Origin of the sequence: Shewanella litoralis (assembly GCF_009828585.1) — a bacterium.
GTDB classification, from domain to species: domain Bacteria; phylum Pseudomonadota; class Gammaproteobacteria; order Enterobacterales; family Shewanellaceae; genus Shewanella; species Shewanella litoralis.
The window spans coordinates 92,253-112,008 of the sequence record NZ_WSRZ01000008.1 but is presented as its reverse complement, the minus strand read 5'-3'; the positions used below and the strand labels follow the sequence as shown (position 1 = coordinate 112,008).

General features: G+C 41.7%; 19 protein-coding genes. 9 read left to right on the top strand and 10 right to left on the bottom strand.

The features are described 5' to 3' along the window. Positions 1 to 179: 179 nt before the first annotated feature. Complete coding sequence (locus GQA99_RS08735; RefSeq protein WP_160053509.1) at positions 180 to 398, bottom strand: hypothetical protein; 219 nt, start codon at positions 396 to 398, stop codon at positions 180 to 182. Between the two features lie 291 nt (positions 399 to 689). Beyond that, complete coding sequence (locus tag GQA99_RS08730) at positions 690 to 2,483, bottom strand: ABCB family ABC transporter ATP-binding protein/permease (protein ID WP_160053508.1); 1,794 nt, start codon at positions 2,481 to 2,483, stop codon at positions 690 to 692. 609 nt (positions 2,484 to 3,092) lie between these two features. On the opposite strand from GQA99_RS08730, the gene GQA99_RS08725 reads away from it, so the two are divergent. Next, positions 3,093 to 3,269 carry a hypothetical protein gene (locus GQA99_RS08725; protein WP_160053507.1) on the top strand — a complete coding sequence of 59 codons (177 nt, stop codon included), beginning with the start codon at positions 3,093 to 3,095 and terminating at the stop codon, positions 3,267 to 3,269. Between the two features lie 39 nt (positions 3,270 to 3,308). On the opposite strand, the gene aroG is transcribed toward GQA99_RS08725, so the two are convergent. Beyond that, positions 3,309 to 4,364 carry a 3-deoxy-7-phosphoheptulonate synthase AroG gene (gene aroG / locus GQA99_RS08720; RefSeq protein ID WP_160053506.1) on the bottom strand — a complete coding sequence of 352 codons (1,056 nt, stop codon included), beginning with the start codon at positions 4,362 to 4,364 and terminating at the stop codon, positions 3,309 to 3,311. A gap of 496 nt (positions 4,365 to 4,860) precedes the next feature. On the opposite strand from aroG, the gene GQA99_RS08715 reads away from it, so the two are divergent. After that, positions 4,861 to 5,712, top strand: coding sequence for a transporter substrate-binding domain-containing protein (locus GQA99_RS08715; protein WP_189386224.1), 852 nt, complete (start codon positions 4,861 to 4,863; stop codon positions 5,710 to 5,712). Positions 5,713 to 5,730: 18 nt separating this feature from the next. Here the strand turns inward: GQA99_RS08715 and GQA99_RS08710 are convergent, their stop codons facing one another. From GQA99_RS08710 to nrfA, 5 genes are all read right to left on the bottom strand, one after another. Next, positions 5,731 to 6,858, bottom strand: coding sequence for a tetratricopeptide repeat protein (locus tag GQA99_RS08710; RefSeq protein WP_160053505.1), 1,128 nt, complete (start codon positions 6,856 to 6,858; stop codon positions 5,731 to 5,733). A gap of 246 nt (positions 6,859 to 7,104) precedes the next feature. Beyond that, positions 7,105 to 7,446: a hypothetical protein gene (locus GQA99_RS08705; RefSeq protein WP_160053504.1), complete on the bottom strand. Its 342-nt coding sequence runs from the start codon at positions 7,444 to 7,446 to the stop codon at positions 7,105 to 7,107. 363 nt (positions 7,447 to 7,809) lie between these two features. After that, positions 7,810 to 9,060, bottom strand: a complete 1,251-nt coding sequence (locus GQA99_RS08700; protein WP_160053503.1) for an ammonium transporter — start codon at positions 9,058 to 9,060, stop codon at positions 7,810 to 7,812. Positions 9,061 to 9,069: 9 nt separating this feature from the next. Then, complete coding sequence (locus GQA99_RS08695; RefSeq protein ID WP_160053502.1) at positions 9,070 to 9,408, bottom strand: P-II family nitrogen regulator; 339 nt, start codon at positions 9,406 to 9,408, stop codon at positions 9,070 to 9,072. Positions 9,409 to 9,866: 458 nt separating this feature from the next. Further along, positions 9,867 to 11,264 (bottom strand): ammonia-forming nitrite reductase cytochrome c552 subunit, encoded by a 1,398-nt coding sequence (nrfA, locus tag GQA99_RS08690; protein WP_160053552.1) that lies wholly within the window; start codon positions 11,262 to 11,264, stop codon positions 9,867 to 9,869. 278 nt (positions 11,265 to 11,542) lie between these two features. On the opposite strand from nrfA, the gene narQ reads away from it, so the two are divergent. Continuing rightward, complete coding sequence (gene narQ, locus GQA99_RS08685; RefSeq protein WP_160053501.1) at positions 11,543 to 13,261, top strand: nitrate/nitrite two-component system sensor histidine kinase NarQ; 1,719 nt, start codon at positions 11,543 to 11,545, stop codon at positions 13,259 to 13,261. Beyond that, the gene (locus GQA99_RS08680) at positions 13,254 to 13,883 is read left to right on the top strand and encodes a response regulator (protein WP_160053500.1); all 630 of its coding nucleotides are present in this window, start codon (positions 13,254 to 13,256) and stop codon (positions 13,881 to 13,883) included. The genes narQ and GQA99_RS08680 overlap by 8 nt, the downstream gene beginning before the upstream one ends. A gap of 60 nt (positions 13,884 to 13,943) precedes the next feature. Here GQA99_RS08680 and GQA99_RS08675 read toward each other — a convergent pair whose 3' ends face one another. Further along, positions 13,944 to 14,315, bottom strand: a complete 372-nt coding sequence (locus GQA99_RS08675; protein ID WP_160053499.1) for a YacL family protein — start codon at positions 14,313 to 14,315, stop codon at positions 13,944 to 13,946. 196 nt (positions 14,316 to 14,511) lie between these two features. Here GQA99_RS08675 and GQA99_RS08670 point away from each other — a divergent pair, with 196 nt between their 5' ends. Continuing rightward, positions 14,512 to 15,477, top strand: a complete 966-nt coding sequence (locus GQA99_RS08670; protein WP_160053498.1) for a zinc transporter ZntB — start codon at positions 14,512 to 14,514, stop codon at positions 15,475 to 15,477. Positions 15,478 to 15,616: 139 nt separating this feature from the next. Here the strand turns inward: GQA99_RS08670 and fkpA are convergent, their stop codons facing one another. Continuing rightward, positions 15,617 to 16,372: an FKBP-type peptidyl-prolyl cis-trans isomerase gene (gene fkpA / locus GQA99_RS08665; protein WP_160053497.1), complete on the bottom strand. Its 756-nt coding sequence runs from the start codon at positions 16,370 to 16,372 to the stop codon at positions 15,617 to 15,619. Positions 16,373 to 16,539: 167 nt separating this feature from the next. Here fkpA and GQA99_RS08660 point away from each other — a divergent pair, with 167 nt between their 5' ends. The 4 genes from GQA99_RS08660 to GQA99_RS08645 all read left to right on the top strand — a co-directional run bounded on the left by GQA99_RS08660 (position 16,540) and on the right by GQA99_RS08645 (position 19,713). Then, entirely contained in the window at positions 16,540 to 17,511 is a 972-nt protein-coding gene (locus GQA99_RS08660) for a WD40 repeat domain-containing protein (protein WP_160053496.1), read from the top strand. 20 nt (positions 17,512 to 17,531) lie between these two features. Then, the gene (locus GQA99_RS08655) at positions 17,532 to 17,744 is read left to right on the top strand and encodes a SlyX family protein (protein ID WP_160053495.1); all 213 of its coding nucleotides are present in this window, start codon (positions 17,532 to 17,534) and stop codon (positions 17,742 to 17,744) included. 92 nt (positions 17,745 to 17,836) lie between these two features. Then, positions 17,837 to 18,349: a peptide deformylase gene (gene def, locus GQA99_RS08650; RefSeq protein WP_160053494.1), complete on the top strand. Its 513-nt coding sequence runs from the start codon at positions 17,837 to 17,839 to the stop codon at positions 18,347 to 18,349. After that, on the top strand, positions 18,343 to 19,713 hold the full coding sequence (locus tag GQA99_RS08645) for a COG3014 family protein (protein ID WP_160053493.1): 1,371 nt from the start codon (positions 18,343 to 18,345) through the stop codon (positions 19,711 to 19,713). The genes def and GQA99_RS08645 overlap by 7 nt, the downstream gene beginning before the upstream one ends. The last annotated feature ends 43 nt before the right edge of the window (positions 19,714 to 19,756 follow it).

Here is a 19,756-nt window from a genome sequence, read left to right as displayed (position 1 = left end):
ATTCTGTTATAAATAATCCGCTTAACCACTCGCTTTTGACTTATTGCACATTTTTAACTCACATCTATGCCTAAATGGCTAACCTTATTGCCAAGTTTTTTTGAGGTAATTAGATGTGAACTAGGCATATTGAAAATTAAAGCGGAATAACATTTTTTCGAAAGTGGTGGTCGATAGACCTACTTAACAATATTCTCTGTCAGCGGCTTTTCAACAGCCTTAGCTAACGTCAACCCACGAGTCGTCACACGTAACCCTGCACACAAATCGTTATACACGATCTCAATTGCATCATCTGACATATTTCGCGTTTTCAGCATGGCCATAATCGCAAACCAATCCGTTGTCACTTGATGTCGGGTGCCTTCAAGCGCCGCAATCAACGCAATATTATGCACAAGTCACCTCCATACATCATTTTGCACCTTAATTAAAACACTAATTGATTAAAAACTCTTATAAAACAAAGCAGTATAGGTTGTATTACTGATATTGTTTTTTTACCCAATCAACCTGAGAATTGATGGTTAGGAGCATCTTCAAGTTAATTAGGTATAAGGGTAACTGCGTTAATCTTTGTCGTCAAAACAATCATTCATTATAAATGTAACAATACTCATCTATAGACATAAAGTTCAATCACGAGAATACAGCACTCATAATAGTGCTGACCCCGTTAACCCTTTTCATTAATTTGCATGCGACTCATTTTGCTCATGTTGGATATGCCATAAACGTGAATACAAGCCTTGTTGCGCTAATAAACTACTATGAGTACCGTGTTCAACGATCACCCCTTTGCTAAGCACCACGATTTGATCCGCATCGATAATGGTCGACAAACGATGCGCGACAACTAAACTTGTGTGGCCTTTTGCGGCGTCGCGCAAAGCACTTAATATTGCTTGCTCAGAGCGAGAGTCTAATGAGGATGTTGCCTCATCGAACACTAAAATGGGTGCGCCCTTTAACACTGCCCGCGCAATAGCGACGCGCTGTTTTTCACCACCCGATAGTTTTAAACCACGCTCTCCAACTTTGGTATTACCTTTATCAGGTAATGACTCAATAAAGTCGCTTAAATGAGCAAGTTGAGTGGCTTGCTTAATCTCTTCTTCTGTCGCATCTGGGCGACCATAACGAATATTTTCATAGATTGAATCATTAAATAGCACTGTATCTTGAGGCACTACAGCAATCGCTTTACGTAATGCGAGTTGAGTCAAATCACGTATATCGACACCATCAATGGTAATTGCACCACTTTTTACATCATAAAAGCGGAACAAAAGCTTAATAATGGTCGACTTACCTGCACCACTGTCGCCGACAACAGCAATTTTTTGGCCCGCTGGCACATCAAAGCTTACTTGCTTTAAAATAGACCGTTGATCATATTGAAAACTCACATCATTAAATTTTATTGCCCCAACGCTTGGACTCAATATTGAAGCATTGTGCCTATCTTCTACATGCGGCACGTTAGCCATAATGTCAAACATACGTTCGATATTAGCTAATGCACCACGGATTTCACGGTATACAAAGCCTAAAAAATTGAGCGGAATAAACAGCTGCATCATAAAAGCATTAATCAATACAAAATCACCAATAGTCATTAGCTCTAATGCGACCTGATGTGCGGCTAATGCCATCATTGCAGTCATTGCAATGGCAATAATCAATGCCTGTCCGCCATTAAGAGCCAATAACGATAAGCGGTTTTTACGCTTAGCGACTTCCCATTGAGCTAAAGCATCATCATATCGTCGTGATTCATAGTGCTCGTTATTAAAGTATTTTACCGTTTCATAATTTAACAAGCTGTCTATCGCACGGGTATTAGCAAGTGAGTCAGCTTTGGCTGCATCGCGCACATATCCTGTACGCCATTCCGTTGCCCTTATCGAATAACCAATATAGGCAATCACTGAAACTAAGGTGATGAGCGCAAAATTAACACCGTAATTAAAAAAGAAGATGCCAATCACTAACGTGATTTCGAGCAACGTAGGCACAATATTAAACACCATAAAGCGCATTAAAAAGCTCACACCACTTGTGCCTCGCTCAATATCTCGAGACAAACCACCGGTACGGCGATCAAGATGAAAATCAAGATCTAATCGATGCAAATGATCAAACACAGCCAGCCCAAGTCGACGAATAGCACGTTCTGTGACTCGGCCAAATAATGTGTCCCGCACCTCGCCAATAATCACATTCAAAAAACGCACTGCGCCATATGCGATGACTAAACCAAACGGTACAGCTAACGCTTGTGCCGTGCTCGGCTTATCTAAGGTATCGACAAGATCTTTCAAAATAAACGGCAGGCCGACACTCGCAATTTTGGCAACAATTAAACACAACATGGCCAATAGTACTCGGCCTTTAAACTCAATAAGATAGGGCCATAATAATCGTAAAACATGCCAGTTTAGTTTCCCTACTGGGCCTTCAAAATATGCAGAAGGTCTCATCGTTACTCCAATGTTAGGCCGCTTAGCGTGGCAATGTGATCATGAGGTTTATCAGTATTGTCTTATTATAAAGCATTTTCTTATCAGACTTACGTCACAATCTACTGTTATACCCATCCACATTAATAATGTGACCTCTAAATACATCCAGTGTTTTTTGATTAAGGCATCGCTATGCAGTCATGGTTATTCCCTTTCACATAACAGAAGTCGAGCAAAGCTGCTGTGGCATTCCTTTCAGGTGAGAGTTAAAAAAGGCTTACACGTGTTACATGACTTCAAAAGAAAGCGACTATTAATTCAGTCATACGCCTTGTTTAAGCACTTTCAAACTCTCGCAGAGTCATCACTTATTAACAAGCAATGGTATTACAATCGCAGATTCGTATCATATTTTTAGTATTCACCTCAAAACAAGTAAGACTTTTGACTTACGAAAATAAAAACAAACATATACCTTACTACTATAATTTGGTTTTATTTCGTCATTTAGTGCTTTTAAAGCCCAAATAGAGTTATTTCTGTGGATATTATTTGATACTCTTGAGGCATAAATAAACGACTGTTTGGTTATAAGCAAACAACGATTTACAGTGTGAAGGATGCTTTATGTTGGATAGCACGAAAGTTCAATACCCACCATTACAACTAATACAAACCTGGGTATGGATGATGATTGAATCTGGTAACCCAGAATTGCAAGATAAAGGCCGTGATAATCTTATTTCAGCCTTTGGCAGCTTGGCAAAAGCAAATGAATACCTAGTCGAACAGGTAAAAAAATAAGGCGCATAATGCGCCTTATTTTTTATTAATATTAATGAGTTACTTTTTGCGACGCTCAATCACACTTTGGCTTAGTGTCGCAAGCAATGATTCGGTATCACTCCAACCTATGCAGGCATCGGTAATACTTTGTCCATAACACAGCGCTACACCTTCCACTAAGTCTTGACGACCTTCCACCAAATGGCTCTCAACCATCACACCAAAAATAGCTTGGTTACCTGCAGAAATTTGCCCGGCGACATCTTTAGCAACGAGCATTTGTTTCTTATAGTCTTTACTACTGTTGGCATGGCTAAAATCGATCATAATGTTGTCAGCCAAACCCGCTTTGCCCAATTGTGCCGAGATATCTTTAACATGTTCAGCGCTATAATTAGGCTCTCGACCACCGCGCAAAATAATATGACAATCGGGGTTGCCTTTAGTCGATACAATCGCAGAATGACCAAACTTAGTCACAGATAAAAAATGATGTGGTGCATTCGCCGCACCAATCGCATCGATTGCCACTTTAATCGTGCCATCTGTGCCGTTTTTAAACCCAACAGGACAAGACAAGCCAGATGACAACTCACGATGTACTTGTGACTCAGTAGTACGCGCTCCAATTGCCCCCCAGCACATCATGTCAGCTACGTATTGTGGAGTAATCATGTCTAAAAACTCACCCGCAGTTGGCATGCAACTCTCGTTTAAATCCACCAGCAGTTTGCGAGCGGTACGTAAACCATCATTTAATTGAAAACTATTGTCCATGTAAGGGTCATTGATTAATCCTTTCCAGCCAACTGTTGTACGAGGCTTTTCAAAATAGACTCGCATCACAATTTCAAGCTGACCTTTATATTGTTCGCGCAATGCCACTAAACGCTGTCCGTACTCAAGTGCCGCTACCGGATCATGAATAGAGCAAGGACCAATAATCACTAATAGGCGGTCGTCCTTCCTGGTCAAAATATGATGGATATTGTTACGCGCATTAAACACGGTTGCCGATGCATTTTCAGTTGCCGGAAATCGTTCAAGAATCGCGATAGGGGGCAGCAATTCTTTTATTTCATCGATACGAATATCGTCATTTTGATAATACATAGTGGTTACAACTCCGGCAAAACCTACAGGAACTCTGATTCAATAGATTGAAAAACAGAAAATTTAATTCATAAAATTGATATAAAAATGAATAAAGTACATCAGGAAAATGAACATGAATCTTCAATTTAACCAGTATTTATAGACAAATCAATCAAGTATTATTCATTAATGCCGATAGTTAGAGGTATTGCAGCTATCATTAGATGATACGTTGAGCGATAACATTAAGTCGCCCAATGGTATTGGAATTACAGCGGGTTTTAGCAATCTTAACGACTCCGATAAAAAATATTTTATTGTGGTTATTGCAAGAGTTCCCATTGTGATCAGAACAGTTGCCAGCGTGTAATGTGATAACTTAAATTCAGGTAATTTATTAAACACTCATTAAAATGATTTTTGTTAATGATTAACGTAAATTAAACAAGGTAGTTAGGATCTTAGCACTCAATACAACTAGACAGTTAAAGGAGGTTAACGTTTGAAATTTGGCATGTTTTTTTTGCTTTTTACGTTTAACTTATTCGTCGGCCATGCCATTTCAGCAACCGAAGCTGTTGTGGTTGCGGCAGATACAGAGCACCCATTAGTTAACCAACATGCTGAATACTATCAGCAAGTATCTTTACCAAATATAAAGCAAATTAGCTTTTCAACCAGCAACAGTATCGCGCCATACTTTTTTGCCGATAAAGCTCAAGGGGTACAATACGACTTGCTGGTTGCCGCACTCGGCCTTAATCATATAGAAATAAAAGAGCTGGTTCATGCGCCTAATCTACGCGCACAACGCCTGGTTAACACAAAAATAATCGATTGCATGGTTAACACACCAGATAATGTTGAGGGGCTGTTTTATACCCAAAGCTTAATTGAGTATCAAAATAGTGTGTTTTATTTAACTAAAAATAATCTGCAGGTTCATAACATACAAGATCTTGAGTCCATCTCTATGTTGGGATTTCAAAATGCGAAACAATATCTCGGAGACGAATTTAAAGCGATAGCAACAACAAGCTCAAATTACAGCGAAATATCAAATCAAAAAAGTCAGGTAGTCATGCTGTTTAATGGCCATACACAATCAATTGTGCTTGAACGCCGTATTTTTGAATATTATCGCCACCTTCTTCGTGACAAACTCGATACTAATCTCGCGGTGACAGAGCTGGCATTATTTGCTCCAGCTGAACGCAAAATTGCATGCCACGACGAACACACTGCCGCCATTGTTGACCGTGCAATCTCTGCATTAAAACAGTCTTATCGTTACCAAGAAATACTCGATTTAGCAGAGCAAAATAGCTACCAACCGGCACAACATTATAACCAGCTCACGCGATAATACGCAAAGTCGCTTACCTTAATGTCGACTCATTGCCTGTAACTTACTTTGGTAACGTTGTTTGTTACTGTCATCACTCAATGCTAAAGCCCGTTTCATGTTTTTCTCTGCCAATCGCTCCTCACCCGTAGCCCAATATGCTCGCGATAAGCCAAAATAAAACTCATGGCGATAATCTGCCCTCTCAACGGCACGTTTGTACCACACTAATGCATCTTGATATTGCTTATCAAAATAAGCTTGCTGAGCCATATCAAAATAATAAAAAGGATTATTAATTCGAGCAAGCTCAAGTACTTTATGTACTTGCGCCCATTCAGTTAAACGATTTTGCTCACCCAAGATTAAGGCCAAGTTATACAAAGTCGACAAATCTTGTGGGTCAACATGCAACGCCGCACGATACACTTTTTCCGCGCTCACGTTGTCACCTTTATGACGATAGATCACAGCAAGTGTGTTAATGGCAGCGACATAACGAGGATGTAACACAATGGCTTTTTTAACCAGAGCATAAGCCCTGTCATAATCATTATTAACTAAAGCTTCGGCAGCAATATTGTTATAATACATTGCGCTCAGTTGGCGTTTATTGACCTGCTTTTTCTTGTATGCTCGAACCGAACGCTCAGGCAAAAAATCAACCAATACTTCTGCACCTCTAAACAGCACGGTATGATTATCTTCTGGTGGCATCAGAGTCAAATTCACATGTCCATTTACCAGGAAAAAACCACCGCGACGGTCCCAAATAGGTTCCACATCAATATCGTTAAACTCAACCGGAACGTTCAACACGTCAGCTAGCGCAGCAGACAACACAACCAAAGACATGCAATTGCCTTGTCGATTTAATACGGTTTCACTGGCAGAGCGAGTGTAATGATCGCGATATTCAAACCCACCCGCCTGTGCACCAATGTATTGCGCTAACCATTCATTGGCTAATTTGTTTTGATTACGAAGTGAGTTTTCAGATTGATATTGGCGTCTAAATTTAGCAACGAAGGCGTCAGGCAAACGATAAATATCATCAACGTGAATGGTACTGACTGGCGTAAATAATTCATCTTTAAATAGAGTCTGCACATCAAGTTGTTTTACTGCAGGCGAGGGAGACTGACAAGCGGTTACGCTACATATCATGACAATTAAGATAAATACCCTGACACTGATTTTATATAAATGTAGAGGGCGTAAACACAACTTTTTTACACAAGCTAAAAATCCATTTTCGATTGGGCTCAACGCCCTATTTGCGCTCCTGCTTGAGTGATAAGCGAACATAATTCAGCCCTCAGATAGTAATAAGCTATCTAAAAGCGTAGTCAATGGCCCGACTTTCAGCCACTAATCAACACGTATTTCATAGCCCATTACGGGCTATGATGTCTATTTGGGCAACGATGGATTGCGTTGATAAGGGTCAATTTCAATGAATAATTGCTGGTTTTGATATTGATACGGTCGGTAATGTTGTTGGCCACATTGAAAATAAAGATAAGTCACCGCAACAGAAATGCAGTTTAAAGGCAGTGATTGCAAAATATTTAGCTGCTGTTGTTGTTTAATTAACTCTTGCCATTCATGTTGCAATAACACCTCATCACGCACCGCAAAAGCATTAAAAGGTTCAGATGACTTGCGCACCACAACAGTGCCGGCATTCACAGCCAAACTCAACATCAGCATCGATAGTACGCAAGCCAACTTAAATTGATTCACCATTGCCATATGCCTCTTTATACCATTGCGCGTTAGTAAATGATCTCTCAGCGAGAATTTAAAAGGGCTTAAACAAGGCGAATGACTGAATGAATAGTTATTCTCTTTCGAAGTCATGCAACGCAGTGTAAGCCCTTTTAAAACTCACCACAAAGGAATGCCCCAGCGGCTTTTGCTTTACGTTCTCGCTATTTGAAAGGGAACAACCATGACTGCATAGCGACGCCTTAATCAAAAACCGCTGGACGCATTCTGAGTGGTCACTTATTAATGCGCAATGGTATTATTTACATCGTATGTCACCAACTTACTACAAATATAAAAAAACAGAACCCGAAGGTTCTGTTTTTTATACGTGATTGACGAATAAAATTAGCTTGCTGATTTAACACTCACAAACTCAGGGTATGCATCAACACCACAGTCAGACACGTCCATGCCGTTGTATTCTTCTTCCTCTGTTACACGGATACCCATGGTCATTTTCAACACAAACCATACGAGTAGCGATGCAGTAAATACCCAAATAAAGATAACTGCTGCACCATATAACTGGCTACCAAAGCTTGCGTCGGCATTTGATAAAGGCACTAACATTAAGCCTAAGAAACCAGCTACGCCGTGGACAGAAATCGCACCGACTGGATCATCAATTTTAACACGGTCTAATGCAATAATAGAGAAGATAACCACAGCACCGGCGACTAAACCAATCACAGCTGCCATTAAGAATGATGGTGATAATGGGTCTGCTGTAATAGCAACTAAACCTGCTAATGCACCGTTTAAAATCATGGTTAAGTCAGCTTTACCCCAAATAACCTTACAAACCAACAGAGCAGAAATAGCACCAAAGGCCGCTGCAGAGTTTGTGTTTACAAAGATTTTAGCCACTGCTGTTGCATTTTCAGCGTCAGACACTAATAACTGTGAACCACCGTTAAAGCCAAACCACCCCATCCATAAGATGAACATCCCTAGCGTAGCCATCGGTAAATTTGAACCTGGGATCGGATTAACTTGACCGTTGGCACCATACTTACCTTTACGCGCACCGAGTAGTAATACTCCCGAAATCGCAGCCGCTGCACCAGCCATGTGCACAATACCGCTACCAGCAAAGTCAAAGAAACCGGCTTCTGATAAAAATCCGCCGCCCCATGTCCAGTAACCTTCAACAGGGTAAATAACCGCGGTCATTACCACAGAGAAAGCTAAGAATGCCCACAGTTTCATACGTTCTGCTACTGCACCAGATACGATAGACATCGCTGTTGCAACAAACACAACCTGGAAGAAGAAGTCAGACTCTAAAGCATGATCTGCATCGCTTGCTTGTGAGCCAATCAACGAACCAAACGATGGCAAAATACCACCCTCAGTATTGTCGACGTACATAATGTTATAACCAACAAGTAAGAACATTGCGCAGGCAATAGAATATAAACACACGTTTTTAGTTAAAATTTCTGTGGTGTTTTTAGAGCGGACAAGGCCAGCTTCTAACATGGCAAAACCTGCCGCCATCCACATGACTAACGCACCCGAAATTAAAAAGTAGAAGGTATCTAATGCGAAACGTAACTCTGTGACTGTGAGCCCTAATTTTGTTAATTCTTCCATAATCGCCCCCTATAATGCTTCGTTATCAAGTTCACCCGTACGGATACGGATCGCTTGTTCTAATTCAGTCACAAAAATTTTGCCATCACCAATTTTACCGGTATGTGCCGCGGTAGTGATTGCTTCAATTAACATCTCTAAATTTTCAGCTTTAGTGGCAATTTCTAGTTTTACTTTGGGTAAAAAATCCACTTGATACTCTGCACCACGATAAAGCTCCGTGTGCCCTTTTTGACGACCAAAGCCTTTAACTTCAGTAACAGTCATACCTTCAATGCCCATGCCTGCAATGGCTTCACGGACATCATCCAATTTAAATGGCTTGATGATAGCGCTGACGAGTTTCATCTCGACCTCCAAAAGTGTGAAAAATGTAGTTGTTATTGATTTGTTGTATTGAGTAATTCAATCATCAGGCCACTTTTCTAAGTAATTGTTTTAAAACGGTTTTTATCAAAATCATTGATTACCTATGCACATAAAAGCACCAATGGTGTGCATAGAAAAAACAATACCGCTTTATTTTGGTGCAACGACATTATCGATAAATTTACATGTGACATGGCAGAGATACCGTGAGTTAGGGGGTTGAGAGTGGTTTACAATGACCACACTCGTAAGGCATGCCACTAAAGTGAGAGATTGTAAAAATGAGTGGTAGGAGAAATGAGTCGTGGGGGGATATAAATAATTACAGAGATGGGGCATTTCAAATCGCAGCAATAAAAAACCGCCCTAAAAAGAGCGGTTTTGTCTGTTCATTCACGACATAACGGTATTAGCCGCGATGTCGTTGTCATTACAGGTTACTTATAAGTCGCTTCGCGTTTTTTAGCTTCTTCTTTCCACTTAGGCACAAGTGTTTTCTTGAATTCAGCTTTTTCAGCATTCATGGTTTTCATGTCCATGCCTAATGCAGCCTGCGCTTTGGCTTTAGTAGAAGTATCTGGATAAGCAATAGGCTGTTTAACACCTTTAGCACCCAATAGCTGAGCCAATTTAACACGGGCATCAGCAGCTTTATCTACCGCAGTACCAATGATGCGTAATGCTTCATCTGGAGCGTGAGCTGATGCGCCATGTGATGCAGTCGCATAATCCCAACGCCATTGTGAATGACGAATATCCATTAAGATTGGCTTCATTTCAGCTTCAGTTGCACCGGCATCCCAAGCAGCTTTCGCTTCAAAGTGAGCTTTCACTAATTGCGCTTCAGCACGTTCTTTTAACTCTTGTACTTTCGCTTTACGCTTATGCGTTAAGTCAACCAAAAACTCTTTACTTTGGCTATGACACGTTGCACAGGTTTCTTCAAAGCGATCGAACGGGTTACCCACTTTATGGTCGGTATATTTACGGCCTTTGTCGTTAGTCACTTTAGGCATATGACAATCAACACAACTGACATTATTTTGACCGTGAACACCTAACTGCCAAGTTTCATATCCTGGGTGTTGCGCTTTTAACATTGGCGTTTTAGACACGGCATGAGTCCAATCAGAGAACTCCATGCTGTCATAGTACACTTCCATTTGTTCAACAGTGGTGCCCATATCCCAAGGGAATTTAACAAAACCTGGACGTTCTGCTGTTTTCTCAAAGTAGTACTCTACGTGACACTGGGCACACACCATTGACTGCTTGTCTTTACGAGAAGCTTTATCAAATGGCGTATTCAATGTTGTCATTGCGCGCTCTGCAAACGGACGTGACATACGTAATTTTGGTGAGCCTTTTTCATGACAATCGCCACAGCCAAGTGCATTCACAATTTCTGGGCCGCCTTTAGCCCATTTACCGCTAAAGTAACCGTCTTCACCTTGCTCTTCAATCACGCGAGGTACATCAGGGCTTTTACAGCTCCAACAGGCCATTGGCATTGGGCCATCTTCCGCATTTTTCGGTGCGCCAGTACGTAATGTGTTAGTCACATCCGTCACAGCGTACATATGGCCACGAGGTGCATTATAATCTTTTGCAAAGCCATAACCTGCCCATAATACAACTAGGCTAGGCACTTGCTCTAACATATCAACCACTTCTTTGCTTTCTTCAGTTGAATGCCAGCTATTGTATTGATTTGAAAATTTATCTTTATAAACCTCATTACGAGGCTCGGTTTTGTCACTCGCCATTGCGCCTGCTGCCATAAAACTGGCCGCAATAACCGCACTGAGTGCAATTGATTTTGCGTTCATCTTCATCACCCTTTATCTCCGTGTTACATTATATTTATGTTAATAATCACGACATCTCCACAATCAAAAGTAGCTACTAAGCTCGAATTTAGACATACCTCCAATGGGGTATAGCGAAGAAAGTTTGCGCCAGATCAACATGTAAACAGGATGTATCTCACAGTTCTGTAAACTCGTTAATGTAATGCAGATACACCTAATGTAGAACACACTATTAGACAGGGGGTAAAACCATACTTTTGTCTGATCCAGATTTCATTTTTCGACATGCAAAGTAGGGTTTTATGTTTACTCGAGGCAGTCTTACCTCCACCATTTTAGGCTTAATGTTATTACTGATTATACTGTCATCAAGCCTGGCGGTGTTTTCTATTGTTAACTTAACGTTTAGTCTCGGCGACGCTAAGGGGATTAATGCTTCTGGTTCAATGCGTATGCAAAGTTACCGTTTATTGCTGTTTACCAATGCCGGCAGCATTAACACCGATGAAAAAATTGTCGAGTTTGAAAACACCCTTAACTCTGATGCATTAAAAAGAACACTCGCCTGGTACAGCCCGCAAGAACTGAGTGACCAATATTTGTTGGTTATCGACAAATGGCAGGTGATGAAAAGCTACATTGAAGAAGGCAATGCACGCCTGTATTCGGCGGCATTAAAAGACTTTGTCGATACCATTGATACACTCGTATTAAAGATGGAATTGTTTGCCGCATTTAAGCTAAAACTATTGGTTATTGGCCAGATTATTGGCTTGGTCATCTTGCTCGTGATTGCATTTATTTCGGTAATATTTACGCGTAAACGAGTGGTTAAACCATTGCAGTTATTAATGGACAGTGCAGCCACAATATCTAAAGGTAACTTTAAAGTTAAAATGCCTAAAACGGATTATATAGAGCTCACCGCGCTGGGTAATGCTCTACAAAAAACTGCTGCCGAGTTAGCCGATCTATATGAAGATTTAGAAGGTCAAGTTAACGAAAAAACCACTGCGTTGACCAGAGCCAATAACGAACTGAGTTTTCTCTATGATAATCTGGTTATGCTCCATGCAGATAAACTCGACTATAAAGCATTACAATCTGCAATTAACCAGCTTAAATACTATGAAAACCTGGATTTTCTCAGGTTAGTGATTAAGCATGAAGATGACTCCAAAGACGTTATCAATGCTGAAGGTGGTTGGCCTGCTACCCCAAATACCGTCAACTCAGTACAGTTTCCATTAACCATTGAAGTCACTCAACTGGGGTATTTAGAGGTCATATCAAACCAACCATTAAACCGTCAGTTATTTGAAAACTTTGCCATGATGCTGTCACGTTCAATCACCATCCATAATGCAACAGAGCAACGCCAGCAACTGGCATTAATGGAGGAGCGTGCCGTCATCGCCAGAGAGTTACATGACTCTATTGGTCAATTACTGTCGTTTTTAAAAATTCAGGTAAGTTTGCTCAGAAAAAGCTTAGATCAAAGTTGTCGCAGCCCTGAAGTCGAAGGACAGTTGATAGAGATCAATGAAGGAGTCAGCACAGCGTATGTACAATTACGTGAGTTGTTATCCACCTTTAGATTAACAATAAAAGAGCCCAATTTAAGCCAGGCAATTGAGGTCATGCTTGACCAATTACGTCAACAAAGTAACGTTGACATCAAGCTTAATTACAAATTGTCAGCTCATTTACTGGAAGCCAAACAACATATTCATATTTTACAATTAATTCGTGAAGCAACACTAAATGCAATAAAACACGCCAGCCCATCTCATATAATGATAGATTGTCAGTTAACAACAAATAATATGATAACCATAGCGATATGTGATGACGGTATTGGTGTTTCACATTTACAAGAACGCGATCAACATTTTGGTATTGGTATCATGCATGAACGGGCCAATAAATTAGATGGTGTTGTGTCGTTCAGCAGTAATCAGCATGGCGGCACTACCGTTACGCTCAGTTTTCCACCTCAACAGGAGCCTTTAAATGGGTAAGCCGTATTCCGTACTTGTTGTCGATGATCATCCCTTACTTCGCCGTGGCATTTGTCAACTGATCACCTCTGACAGCGATTTTTTACTTTTTGGCGAAACGGGCACTGGCTTAGAAGCACTCACTGCCGTTGCAGAGAATGAACCCGATATCATCTTGCTCGACTTAAATATGAAAGGCATGTCTGGCCTCGACACGCTTAATGCCATGCGCCAGGAAGGGGTTACCGCGAGAATTGTTATTTTAACCGTTTCAGACGCCAAACAAGATGTTATTAGACTGCTTCGCGCAGGTGCTGATGGCTATTTGCTGAAAGACACTGAGCCAGATTTATTACTTGAGCAACTCAAAAAAGCCATGTTAGGCCATAGAGTCATTAGTGATGAAGTTGAGGCTTATCTTTACGAGCTTAAAAATGCTACTGATGACAACACCTGGATTGAAAACCTTACGCCTCGTGAGTTACAAATATTACAGGAGCTGGCTGAAGGCAAAAGTAACCGCATGATTTCAGAAGACCTGCACATCAGTGAAGGCACTGTTAAAGTGCATGTAAAAAATCTGCTGCGTAAAGCCAATGCCAAATCACGCACTGAAATGGCGGTACGTTATTTAAACCAATAACGCTTACGAGATAAATTTAGCGTGAGTGGATGCCCCACACCAATGAGTGTGGGGTAAGTATTATTTCTGATTGATAAATGCAAGCCAGCTTTGCAATACAGATTCAAAGTCTTCTAAACCGCAATACGACTCAGATTCTGCATCATACAAATTCATGGCCTCATCTAAGTCGTGCTCTTCTTCAAAATCGATAACATTAGCAAAGACTCTTACCTGCTCTGTGTCAATATCGATAGTCAAGTCTGCACCAACATGACGCCACTGATTTTTACTACCTGTTTTAATTAAAATAATTTGAGTCAAAATATGATTAGCACGGCTATTGTCATCCCCTAGTTCTTCAGCAAACCAGCGGCCTAATACTTCATGATCCATACTAAATTCAGCAAAAACCGTTCCTTCTAGGCGGTTACGACGAAATTGGTATTCCATTATTGTTGCTCTGTAATTAGCGTTATCACTATTTTAACCGAAGAAATCAAAACCTGCTGCCTGTATTGTCGTCTGATCAGTCCACATTAGATTAAATGTTAGATAAATATAGGGTTTCATTCGCTATAATCAATATACCCAATACACTTGGGCCAAATTTAATGGCTGTGATAACGAACACTTGGAATGATAAACAATGAATACTGGTTTTATTTATAGCTTACTGCTAACTGGGCCAAATGCCGGTCAGTCGCTCAGCGAGGAGCAAGTGGCGCAATGGCAGCCACAAGACGGTTTATTATGGCTACACCTTCGTTATCGTGAACCTAAAGCGCGTAAATGGATACTTAACTCTGGGCTCGATCGTGTCGAAACCGATACCTTGTTAGCGACAGACACTCGCCCGCGCGTAGTCAACTCAAGCAAAGGTGTACTGCTGGCACTGCGCGGCGTGAACTTAAACCCTAATTCAGATCCTGAAGATATGGTTGCGGTACGTATTTATGCTGAAGAAAGTAGAATTATTTCGACCTGCGAGCGTCAGTTACAATCGGTTATCGATATCGCAGATGCTATTACTCAAGGTAAAGGCCCCATCGATACTGCGGCATTTATCATGGCCATTTGTGAGCGCTTAACACATCGAAAAGTTGAATTTATCGGTAAGCTTGAAGAGCAACTCGACGAGCTAGAAGAGCGCGTGGTCACTCAGGTGAATAAAAGCTTGCGTACCGATATTGCCGAGCTGCGTAGACAAACCGTAGTATTGCGCCGTTACTTAGCACCGCAGCGTGAAGCTTTTTCGCGGATGTTACATGAAACCAGTGAGCTCTTTGATGATAACGATAAACTGCGTTTGCGTGAAATCCATGAAACCTTAATTCGAGTGATTGAAGATCTTGATGCCATACGTGACAGAGCCAGTGTGACGCAAGAAGAACTGCAATCGCAACAATCAGAACAGGTGAACCAACGGCTGTACTTTTTATCTTTGATATCGGCCGTATTTTTACCATTGGGCTTTTTAACTGGCCTGCTCGGCGTCAACATTGGTGGTATTCCAGGTGCAGAGACTAACTGGGCATTCGCCGCATTCTGCGGTGGCTTATTTGGCCTTATCGCCTTGCAAATGTATTTATTTTATCGTTTAAAGTGGCTGTAAACGTTACGATTATTAGCCGTTGATCTGGGTAAAACGACCAAGTTACACCCAATAAAAAAGGACGCTCAGCGTCCTTTTTGTTATTAACTCAATCATTTGGGCGTTAACACCAAACACGAGTCAATATTGATTTACCGCATTACTTGGTCGCAGCTGCGGCAGCAGCGGCTTTTTCTACAGACACAAGTTCAACTTCGAAAACCAATGTTGAGTTAGCAGGAATGGTACCTGTATCACGGTCGCCATATGCAAGCTCTGCAGGGATAACAAACTTATACTTAGCGCCTACAGGCATTAACTGTACGCCTTCAGTCCAACCAGGAATAACACGGTTTAGTGGGAACTTAGCTGTTTCGCCACGAGCATATGAACTGTCAAACTCAGTACCGTCAATTAACGTACCACGGTAATGAACTTCAACTGTATCTTCTGCTGCTGGCTTGTCACCTTTACCCGCTTCTAATACTTCGTATTGTAGGCCAGATTCAGTCGTGGTTACGCCTTCTTTGGCTTTATTGTCTTCTAGGAATTTTTTGCCTTCAGCAACAGATTTAGCCGCTAACGCTTCGGCTTGCTCTAAACGCTTGTCGTTTAATTTTTTATCTAGGTTTTGCAATACAGTTTGCATTTCTTCTTCGGTCAACTGCATTTCTTCGCCTAGGCCATCGCTAAAGCCTTTGATAACCATAGTACGGTCAACAGCAAAACCTAACTCTTCTTGCTCTTTAATGTGACCAGACATGTACTTACCAATTGAACCACCCACACTGTATGCTTCTTTTTGAGCGTCAGTTGTTAGCTCTACTTTCTTTTGTGCTACGTCTTGTTCTTGGTTACATGCAGTCAATCCAACAACAGCTAATGCAACTAACGATAATTTGTAAATAGATTTCATTAAAGCTTCCTCAGCATCCTTTAGTGGTTACAATAACCTAATACATTCTAACTATGAGATGTTTTAGTGGTCATGTTCGCTTGCCACTTTATACTAGTTAATGGGGTTATACCATTGGGTCAACCTTATATCACAAGGTTTACGACAATAATTCAAGGGGCAAGTTCATGACACGGGTTTCAATGCTGTTTTTTTGCTCAACTTGGCTGTGCGTATGGCTTTTATCTGGTTGTCAGCCCGTGCCAAACAAGATTGTCGAGATCACCACCGACGCCAGTTACAGTGCAAGCTTGTCTGACGACGGCCAATTAGCATTAGTGAGCACCGCCAACAATGGTGTGCAAGTGTGGGATTTAACCGGTCCAAGCTTGTCCTACCAATGGCTTCAAGGTCAGCAGGATAACACCAGTAACGTCATTGATACGGCCATATCAGCCAACAATGTCTTTGCCGCAACGATTAGCAGCAGCTCATTAGCCATTTGGCGCCTTGATGACGGTAGCTCAGTGGGCTGGTGGTCACTGCCTTCCTATGCGCAAAGTGTCGCCATCGCCAATAACGGCCAAACATTGGTGGGGCTTGTTGATGGTTCCGTGATGTCATTATCGCCGCAAAAAAATCGTTTAATTCAATTTTTAGGTCATCAAGAAAAGGTCAATAGCGTATCGATAAGTGCCGATGGCCAAATAGCACTAACAGGCGGTAATGATGGCAACGTGATCTTATGGAATAGTCAAAGTGGCCAACCCATTAAACAATTTCAGTTAAGTTCACGTATTACCAAAGTCCTTATCAACGACAGCGGTAGCTTAAGTTTTGCCGCTGATATCACCGGCAATGCCACAGTATGGCAATCGGCTTCTGGGGAGCGGGTGAGTAAACTGAATATCATTCGCAGGCAAATGAACTTCTCTTCGGCGCGCTTTGTCAAAAATGATACACAGTTGCTAACCGGTACGCCCTCAAAAGAAATCTTTTTGTGGCAAATTGAATCAGGTCAATCATTGGGACACTGGCAAGTTCAGCTGAGTAAAAACACCCAAAACAGAGGCGCTGTAGTATACTCTGCCGCAATGACAGCCCAAGGCACCATTGTCAGCATTAGTAGCCAAGGGTTAATTGAATATTGGCAGCAATAACAGAGAAAATAGAGGCCCACATGGAGCACGTTTTGCAGAAGATTGACGACCTTGAAATGAAGCTTTCGTTCCAAGACATCACCATTGAAGAACTTAATCAAGAAGTGATTAAACTCAATACATTAGTTGCCAGACAACAACAGCAAATGCTATTAATGGTCAACAAAATGCAGGCTATGGAGCCCAGTAATATGGCGTCCCAAGCCGATGAAACACCGCCACCGCACTATTAATATCGTCATACTTTATACCATGGCAACACACGTGCGGTTAGGCTCATTGGTAAATAGCTTAACGTGATCACTTTAACCATTAGCAGGCACAGATGGACTTAAATCACCCCCTCACAATAGCCACGACAGGCGATGATATTCTCACGCTGACAGCTGAGCCTGTGACGGTGTTTGACGATAAATTGCGTGCGCTGGCCGATAGCATGCTTAGCACAATGCTCAGTGCTAACGGTGTCGGTATCGCGGCCACACAAGTGTTTAGCCGTGCGGCAATGTTTATTATGGCTTCTAACCCAAATGAGCGATACCCAGACGCCCCTGCAATGTCGCCAACTGTCGTCATTAACCCCAAGATATTATCAACCTCAGCAGCCACAGAAGCTGGCATTGAAGGTTGCTTATCCATCCCGGGGAAACGCTTAAATATTTTGCGGCATAGCCAAATTGAAGTGCAATACCAATCACTTGACGGACAGTGGCAACAACAAATGTTACACGGTTTTGTCGCACGTATTTTCCAACATGAATATGACCATCTGCAAGGCATCACCTTGCTTGAACGCATTAATTTAATGACGCCACAGCCAGAGGTGATGCCATGCTAAAATCACTCTCTATGGCGTTTTTACTCATGGTTGGGTTAACTGGCTGCGCTTATAACAGTGTGTTTGTTAATTATCCTTCACAAATCGCCCCATACAAGCAGCAGTTAAGCAGTGATATTCCAACGGCAAATATCAATGAATTAGCTGACAACATAAGCGGCAATGACGGCCTGCTCTATGCGCAAGAGGCGGGGCGGATTATGCAAGTTTCCGGCGATTTTGAGCGCAGTAAAACTTATTATCAACAAGCCATTTCGGCATATCAAGCCTTTGACGATAAAGCCATTATCAGTGCCAGTAAAATCGGTTCAGGCGCGAGTAGTTTATTATTAAACGACAACGCCATACCTTATCGCGGCCCAGGTTATGAGCGCATTATGGTGCACCAGTATCAAGCATTAAATTACTTATTTAGTGGTGATGCCCAAGGCGCTTTAGTCGAAGTGCGCCGCAGTAATGAGCTGCAAAGCATTGAGCAAGCGCGTTATCAAAAATCGCAAAAGTCAGTACAAAATATGGCGAATGGCACCATCGACGCGCAAATGGCACAATTGGGTCAATCTGCAGGAAGCGTTACCAGTTCATTTTTAAATGCATACAGCTACTACATTACCGGCTTACTGCACGAGCTGGCTAACGAGCCAAATGATGCATTTATTGATTACCGCAAAGCGGCGCAAATCACCCCAGAAAATCGCTACTTGCAACAAGACTTAGTTCGTTTAGCCAAACAATTGGCCATGCCGCAATTTGATGAGTTTCAACAACGTTGGGGCGATGCTGTGATGCCAACTGCTGGCCAAGGTCAGGTGGTATTTATAGTTGAGCGAAGCTTTGTACCAGAAAAACAAAGTATTACGGTCCCGTTTCCGATTAATGGCAATATCCAAAGCGCATCACTTGCCACCTATCAACCGCAACGACAACTCACGACGGCAAGCTTAATTCAAGGCTTGGGTGATAATCTAGAAGCGCAAAACATTGCCAATATCGACGCATTAGCGATTAATGCTCTAAAAGAAGACCTACCCGCGGCATTATTTCGCCAGGCGGCGAGGATTTACGCCAAGTACGAATTAAACCAAAGTGTACAAAGTGGTAGCCGACGAGCCAACAATCAAGTCGATGCTGGCGCACTTGTGATGCAAATTTTTAACGTGATTAGCGAACAGGCAGACCGCAGAAGTTGGTTAACCTTGCCGCGTCAGGCACAAATAGCCAAGCAATTTATCGATGCTGGCGACTATGATATACGCTTAAATAACAGCCAAAATGTAAAATTTGAAGTAAAACCAAGCCGTACAACATTAATTTGGGCAATAGAGACTGGAAATCGTACCCGTTTTTATTCGATAATCATCTAATAGATGATAACCCTTATCAACTGTCACTCATCACCAATGGAAT

What these genes read in the sequence shown, in the direction of transcription:
- GQA99_RS08730 (WP_160053508.1), bottom strand. Translation starts at nt 2,483, where the DNA reads ATGAGACCTTCTGCATATTTTGAAGGCCCAGTAGGGAAACTAAACTGG.
- GQA99_RS08725 (WP_160053507.1), top strand. Translation starts at nt 3,093, where the DNA reads ATGTTGGATAGCACGAAAGTTCAATACCCACCATTACAACTAATACAA.
- aroG (WP_160053506.1), bottom strand. Translation starts at nt 4,364, where the DNA reads ATGTATTATCAAAATGACGATATTCGTATCGATGAAATAAAAGAATTG.
- GQA99_RS08715 (WP_189386224.1), top strand. Translation starts at nt 4,861, where the DNA reads ATGTTTTTTTTGCTTTTTACGTTTAACTTATTCGTCGGCCATGCCATT.
- GQA99_RS08710 (WP_160053505.1), bottom strand. Translation starts at nt 6,858, where the DNA reads ATGATATGTAGCGTAACCGCTTGTCAGTCTCCCTCGCCTGCAGTAAAA.
- GQA99_RS08705 (WP_160053504.1), bottom strand. Translation starts at nt 7,446, where the DNA reads ATGGCAATGGTGAATCAATTTAAGTTGGCTTGCGTACTATCGATGCTG.
- GQA99_RS08700 (WP_160053503.1), bottom strand. Translation starts at nt 9,060, where the DNA reads ATGGAAGAATTAACAAAATTAGGGCTCACAGTCACAGAGTTACGTTTC.
- GQA99_RS08695 (WP_160053502.1), bottom strand. Translation starts at nt 9,408, where the DNA reads ATGAAACTCGTCAGCGCTATCATCAAGCCATTTAAATTGGATGATGTC.
- nrfA (WP_160053552.1), bottom strand. Translation starts at nt 11,264, where the DNA reads ATGAAGATGAACGCAAAATCAATTGCACTCAGTGCGGTTATTGCGGCC.
- narQ (WP_160053501.1), top strand. Translation starts at nt 11,543, where the DNA reads ATGTTTACTCGAGGCAGTCTTACCTCCACCATTTTAGGCTTAATGTTA.
- GQA99_RS08680 (WP_160053500.1), top strand. Translation starts at nt 13,254, where the DNA reads ATGGGTAAGCCGTATTCCGTACTTGTTGTCGATGATCATCCCTTACTT.
- GQA99_RS08675 (WP_160053499.1), bottom strand. Translation starts at nt 14,315, where the DNA reads ATGGAATACCAATTTCGTCGTAACCGCCTAGAAGGAACGGTTTTTGCT.
- GQA99_RS08670 (WP_160053498.1), top strand. Translation starts at nt 14,512, where the DNA reads ATGAATACTGGTTTTATTTATAGCTTACTGCTAACTGGGCCAAATGCC.
- fkpA (WP_160053497.1), bottom strand. Translation starts at nt 16,372, where the DNA reads ATGAAATCTATTTACAAATTATCGTTAGTTGCATTAGCTGTTGTTGGA.
- GQA99_RS08660 (WP_160053496.1), top strand. Translation starts at nt 16,540, where the DNA reads ATGACACGGGTTTCAATGCTGTTTTTTTGCTCAACTTGGCTGTGCGTA.
- GQA99_RS08655 (WP_160053495.1), top strand. Translation starts at nt 17,532, where the DNA reads ATGGAGCACGTTTTGCAGAAGATTGACGACCTTGAAATGAAGCTTTCG.
- def (WP_160053494.1), top strand. Translation starts at nt 17,837, where the DNA reads ATGGACTTAAATCACCCCCTCACAATAGCCACGACAGGCGATGATATT.
- GQA99_RS08645 (WP_160053493.1), top strand. Translation starts at nt 18,343, where the DNA reads ATGCTAAAATCACTCTCTATGGCGTTTTTACTCATGGTTGGGTTAACT.